Origin of the sequence: Actinomadura sp. CNU-125 (genome assembly GCF_001942465.1) — a bacterium.
Classification (GTDB): Bacteria; Actinomycetota; Actinomycetes; order Streptosporangiales; family Streptosporangiaceae; genus Spirillospora.
This window is the reverse complement of the sequence record NZ_MKJY01000315.1, coordinates 1-5,503: the sequence shown is the minus strand read 5'-3', so window position 1 is coordinate 5,503 and position 5,503 is coordinate 1. Positions and strand designations below refer to the sequence as shown.

The window sequence follows — 5,503 nt, the reverse complement described above, 5'->3', positions numbered from 1 at the left end:
GCTCGCCGGCCGCGAAACCGAGGAACTCACCTACGCCGAGGCCCGCGAAGAGGGCTTCAGCTCCTGCACCGCCTGCATGCCCGACACCGCACTGGCGGCGCGCGCCAAGACGGAACCGAAACCGGGCAAGAAGGCGGAACGTTCCCCGGACGAGAACGGCCTCGCCGGTCTGGCCCGCGAGCACTCCGCGCCGACCCCGCTCGACACGGTCGAGAAGCCGAAGCCCGGCCCCGCCGGCCCGACGCTGATGGACCTCCCCGTCGCCGACCTCGTCAAGGACGGGCCCGCGAAGAGCGAACCTCTGAAGAGCGAGCCCGCGAAGAGTGAGCCCGCGAAGAGTGAGCCCGCGAAGAGCGAGTTCGTGAAGAGCGAGCCGGCGAAGAGCGAGCCCGAGGAGAAGCCGGAGCCGTCCCCGGCCGACGTCACCGCCGACCTGGACACCGCGGCGCCCCGCCCGCGCGACGCCGAGGAGCCCGAGGAAGAGCCCGAAGTCCCCCGCCGGGCGCCCGAACCGGAAGCGGCCGCCGACGCGGAGGAGCCGCCCGCGGAGGACCCGGACGGCGACGACCCGCAGGTCCGCATCCTGAGCGGCACCAAGCGCTACCACCGCACGGACTGCGCCCTCATCGAGGACATCGGCGACGACGCGGACGACCTGGAGTCCCTCTCCCGCACCGAGGCCAAGGCCCGCGGCTGCACGCCCTGCCTCGTCTGCCAGCCCGACCGGGAACGCGCCCGCGACTGAGGCTCAGTCGTGCCGGTGATCCCGGTGCCCGTGGTGCCCCATCGCCCGCCGGTGGCGCTCCTCCAGACGTTCGCGCCGCGGCTTCCCGGCCTCCTTGCGCTCGACGGTGACCCCGGAGAGCAGCACGACACCGGTCAGCCGGATCACCGGGGCGTCCGGGTCGATCACATCGTCCTCGGGCAGCGTGGTGCCGCCGAGTATCGCCATGCTGGAGTCGACGACCCGAACCCCGGGCGGCACGGTGATCGCCACGCCGCCCATGAGGGCCGTCACGTTCACCGTGACCTCGGACGCGCTGAGCACGGCCTGCCGGAAGTCCAGTTCGACGCCGCCGAGCAGGGACACGACGTTCGTGCGCGCCTCCACGAGCCAGCGCCCGGTACGGGTCGCCCCCGAAAGGACCGCGACGACGCTCGCCGACTGCGCGGTCGGCGGCGGCACGTCCTTGCGCAGGTTCACCCGCGGCCGGGGCGCCGCCCCCGAGGGCAGGTCGCTGAGAAGGGGTTCGAGGTCCGCGTAGGTTTTCGCCCGGTACACCGCGTCGATGCGCTCGGCGTGCTCCTCGGCCGTGATCCGCCCTTCGGCCAGCGCCTCACGAAGACGGTCGGCGACCTCGTCGCGGTCGGTGTCGGACGCCCGGAGCCGGGCGGGGTCCTGTCCGGAAGGATGCTCGGGAAGGTTCACCCCACCATCATCGCAAACGCGATGCATCGCGAAAACCCACCACAAAACCCTGCCCCGAAACTTACTACGTAAAGCCCCGAACTCGCCCACCGCGCACGTACAACGCGGAATCGGTGCTGACCCGGAGCACGCTTCGCGCCGGCCCCCCGGCGCTGGGCGACCGCGGCCGCGCGAAGCGGCGGGGGGCGGCGACCGCGGCGTGCGTACGAGCGCGCCGCGGTCACCGCCCCCGTTACGGGTTTCCAGGGGTCGTCCCCCGGCTGATGCGGCTAGTTCTTGCGGAGCCAGTAGGCGAGGCCCAGTTCGTCGTCGCGGCCGCCTTCGATGCCGTCGGGGCGGCCTTCGGCGACGGACGTGGCGAGGACTTCGGCGGCGAGTTCGGTGCCGTGGGCGCGCAGCGCCTCGGCGAGGTCGGTGCCGGCGGCCTCCCACCACAGCTCGATGCGGTCGCTGACCTCCAGCCCGGCGGCCTTGCGGGCCTCCTGGACGAGCCGGACGGCCTCGCGGACGAGGCCCGCGCGGCGCAGTTCGGGCGTGATCGTCAGATCGAAGGCGACGGTCTCGCCGGCGGCGCTCTCGACGGCCCACCCGCTGCGGGGCCGTTCGGTGACGATGACGTCGTCGGCGGTGAGGCGCACGGCGCCGAGGTCGGCGGCGTCCACCTCGACGCCCCCGTCCGCGCGCAGGGACGCGACGAGCGCGGCGGCGTCGGCGGACGTGACGGCCTTGGCGACCTTCGGGGTGTCCTTGGCGTACCGCTTGCCGAGTTCGCGGAAGTTCGGCTTCACCTCGTATTCGACCAGGTCGCCGCCGATCGAGGAGAGTTCCTCGAAGGACTGGACGTTCAGCTCCTCGGCGATCTGGGCGCGCAGCTGCGGGGGCAGCGCGGCCCAGCCGGTGGCGCCGACCAGGGCGCGGCCGAGCGGCTGGCGGGTCCGGACGCCGCTGGCGGCGCGGGCGGAGCGGCCGAGTTCGACGAGCCGCCGGACGAGCGCCATCTGCTCGGTGAGCGCGGGGTCAAGGAGGTCTTCGCGGACGGTGGGGAAGTCGGTGAGGTGGACCGACTCGGGTGCGTCGGCGGGCCGGACGACGTCCCACACGTGGTCGGTGACGAAGGGGACCATCGGCGCCATGAGCCGGGTGAGGGTCTCCAGGCACTCGTAGAGGGTCGCGAAGGCGGCGGCGCCGTCGGGCGTCTCGGGGCCGTCCCAGAACCGCTTGCGGGAGCGCCGCACGTACCAGTTGGACAGGTCGTCGACGAACTCGGCGAGGCGGCGTCCGGCGCGGGCGGTGTCGAACCGGTCGAGGGCGGTGTCGACCTCGCCGACGGTGCGGTGCAGCTCGGCGAGCGCCCACCGGTCGAGGAGGGGACGGTCGGCGGGTGCGGGCGCTTCGCCCGTCCGGTCGGGGGTCCACGCCTTGCCCTGGCCCGGGAGGTCGGTCGGGGTTGGTTGGTTGGGGGAGTACTGGGCGGCGTTCGCGTACAGGACGAAGAACGACGCGGTGTTCCAGTAGGTGAGGAGCACCTTGCGGACGATTTCCTCCAGGGCGCCGTGGCCGACGCGGCGGGACGCCCAGGGGAGGCCGCTGGCGAGCATGTACCAGCGGACGGCGTCGGCGCCGTGCTCGTCCATCAGCGGGATCGGCCGCAGGACGTTGCCGAGGTGCTTGCTCATCTTGCGGCCGTCCTCGGCGAGGATCAGCCCGAGGCACAGGACGTTCTCGTAGGACGACCGGTCGAACACGAGCGTGCCGACGGCCATCAGGGAGTAGAACCATCCGCGGGTCTGGTCCTGGGCCTCGCAGATGTACTGCGCGGGGTAGGACGCCTCGAAGACGTCCTTGTTGCGGTGGGGCGCGCCCCACTGGGCGAACGGCATGGAGCCCGAGTCGTACCAGGCGTCGATCACGTCGGGGACGCGGCGCGCTTCTGCTCCGCAGGACGGGCAGGGGAACGTGACGTCGTCGACGTAGGGACGGTGCGGGTCGAGCGCGGACATGTCGGAGCCCGCGAGTTCGCCGAGTTCGGCGAGGGACTCGACGCAGGTGACGTGTTCCTCGTTTTCGCTGCAGACCCACAGGGGGAGGGGAGTGCCCCAGTAGCGGCTGCGGGAGAGGGACCAGTCGACGTTGTTGCGGAGCCATTCGCCGTAGCGGCCGTGCTTGACCGTTTCGGGGAACCAGTTGGTCTTCTCGTTCTCCTCCAGCAGCCGGTCTTTGATCTGCGTGGTGCGGATGTACCAGGCGGGCAGCGCGTAGTAGAGGAGGGGGGTGTGGCAGCGCCAGCAGTGCGGGTAGCTGTGCTCGAAGTGGCCGCCGCGGAAGAGGAGCCCGCGCGCGCGCAGGTCGTCGGTGAGGGATTCGTCGGCGTCCTTGAAGAACTTCCCGCCGACCATGGGCACTTCGGGGAGGAACCGTCCGTCGGGGCCGATCGGGTTGACGATGGGCATGCCGTAGTTCTTGCAGACGGTCATGTCGTCGCCGCCGAACGCGGGCGCCTGGTGGACGAGCCCGGTGCCGTCCTCGACGGTGACGTAGTCGCCGAGGACGACGTAGTGCGCGTCCGGGATGTCGACCAGGTCGAACGGGCGCCGGTAGGTCGTGCGTTCGAGTTCGGTGCCCCGGTACGTGGCGAGGCGTTCGGCGTCCGCGCCCAGCACCTGTTCGAGCAGGGGCTCGGCGACGACGAGGACCTCGTCGGACCCGGCGGGACGCGCGGCGACGTAGGTGACGTCGGGGTGGACGGCGACCGCGGTGTTGGACACGAGCGTCCACGGCGTCGTCGTCCAGATCAGCAGCGCGGCGCCGAGGTCGGCGAGCGGGCCGGACGTGACGGGCATCCGCACGTACACCGACGGGCTGGTGATCTCCTCGTACCCGCCGGGCTGGCCGAGTTCGTGGTCGGACAGGCCGTGCCGCAGCGCGGGCAGTACGGGGTGATGCGGAAGTCGCGGAACAGCAGGCCCTTGTCGAAGATCTGCTTGAGGGACCACCAGACGGCCTCGACGTATTCGGGGTCCATCGTGCGGTACGCCTGGGCCGTGTCGACCCAGAAGCCCATCCGCTCGGACATCTCCTCGAACGCGTCGACGTGGCGCAGGACCGATTCGCGGCAGCGGGCGTTGAACTCCGCGACGCCGTACTCCTCGATGTCCTTCTTGCCGGTGAGGCCGAGTTCCTTCTCCACGGCGACCTCGACGGGCAGCCCGTGGCAGTCCCAGCCGGCCTTGCGGGGGACGTGGTAGCCCTTCATGGTGCGGTAGCGCGGGAAGACGTCCTTGAAGACGCGGGCCTCGACGTGGTGCACGCCCGGCATGCCGTTGGCGGTGGGCGGCCCCTCGTAGAACAGCCAGCGGGGGCCGGACGCGGTGCGCTCCAGCGACCGCTCGAAGACCTTGTTCTCCTGCCAGCGGCGCAGCATGTCCCGTTCGAGGGCGGGCAGTTCGACCTGCGCGGGCAGTGGCCGGAAATCTCGGCTCACGGTGGCGGACCTCCGGATCGACGTGTAAGCGAGCGTGCACGTGTCCGGAGGGACGAGACGCGCGCCCGGATCGTCCGGACGGTCCCGCGGTACCACCCTCCTTGTCCGCACCGGGTTCGGCGCGGACCGCTTCGTTCGAGCCGCGGCGACCGGGTCTACTGGGCCCCGGACGGGCGGGGCGGTTCTTCCGGAGGGCTCCGGGGTGATCGGACCGCCGTGCTCGCCCCCGGGCTCGCACCGTCCCCGGGTCGCTCATGGCTGCGTGCGGCGGCAGGTGTCCCCATCATCGCCTGCTGCGGCTGTACCCGACTTTAACGCACCGGCGGGCCGTCCTCTTCCGGTTATCGCGCGGCGGGGCGGCCGCCCGTCACGGTTCCTTTCCGAGGATTCGGGAATTTCTGGGGTTTCCGCAAACTCGGGCCGGGGGCATAAGCGGTCGGTAACGATCCGAGGTCGTCGTCGACCTTGCCCGTGAAGGGGGACCCCATGCCCGGACTGCCCACCGAGGCGATCAGCGCGACGGAGGACGGCTCGGCCCGCGGGCGTCGCGGGCGAGCGGCGACGAAGGCGGCGGCCGGGACGGCCCGCAAGGG

At 71.9% G+C, this 5,503-nt stretch carries 1 protein-coding gene and 2 pseudogenes; 1 reads left to right on the top strand and 2 read right to left on the bottom strand.

The window, feature by feature from the left end:
* A pseudogene (locus BJF79_RS56065) lies at positions 1–745 on the top strand (hypothetical protein); the annotation flags it as partial.
* A gap of 3 nt (positions 746–748) precedes the next feature.
* On the opposite strand, the gene BJF79_RS30620 reads toward BJF79_RS56065, so the two are convergent.
* Both BJF79_RS30620 and ileS read right to left on the bottom strand, forming a co-directional pair.
* Positions 749–1,429, bottom strand: a complete 681-nt coding sequence (locus tag BJF79_RS30620; RefSeq protein ID WP_075902638.1) for a DUF1707 domain-containing protein — start codon at positions 1,427–1,429, stop codon at positions 749–751.
* Positions 1,430–1,698: 269 nt separating this feature from the next.
* Positions 1,699–4,850 (bottom strand): annotated as a pseudogene (ileS, locus tag BJF79_RS30615) (isoleucine--tRNA ligase).
* Positions 4,851–5,503: the final 653 nt, after the last annotated feature.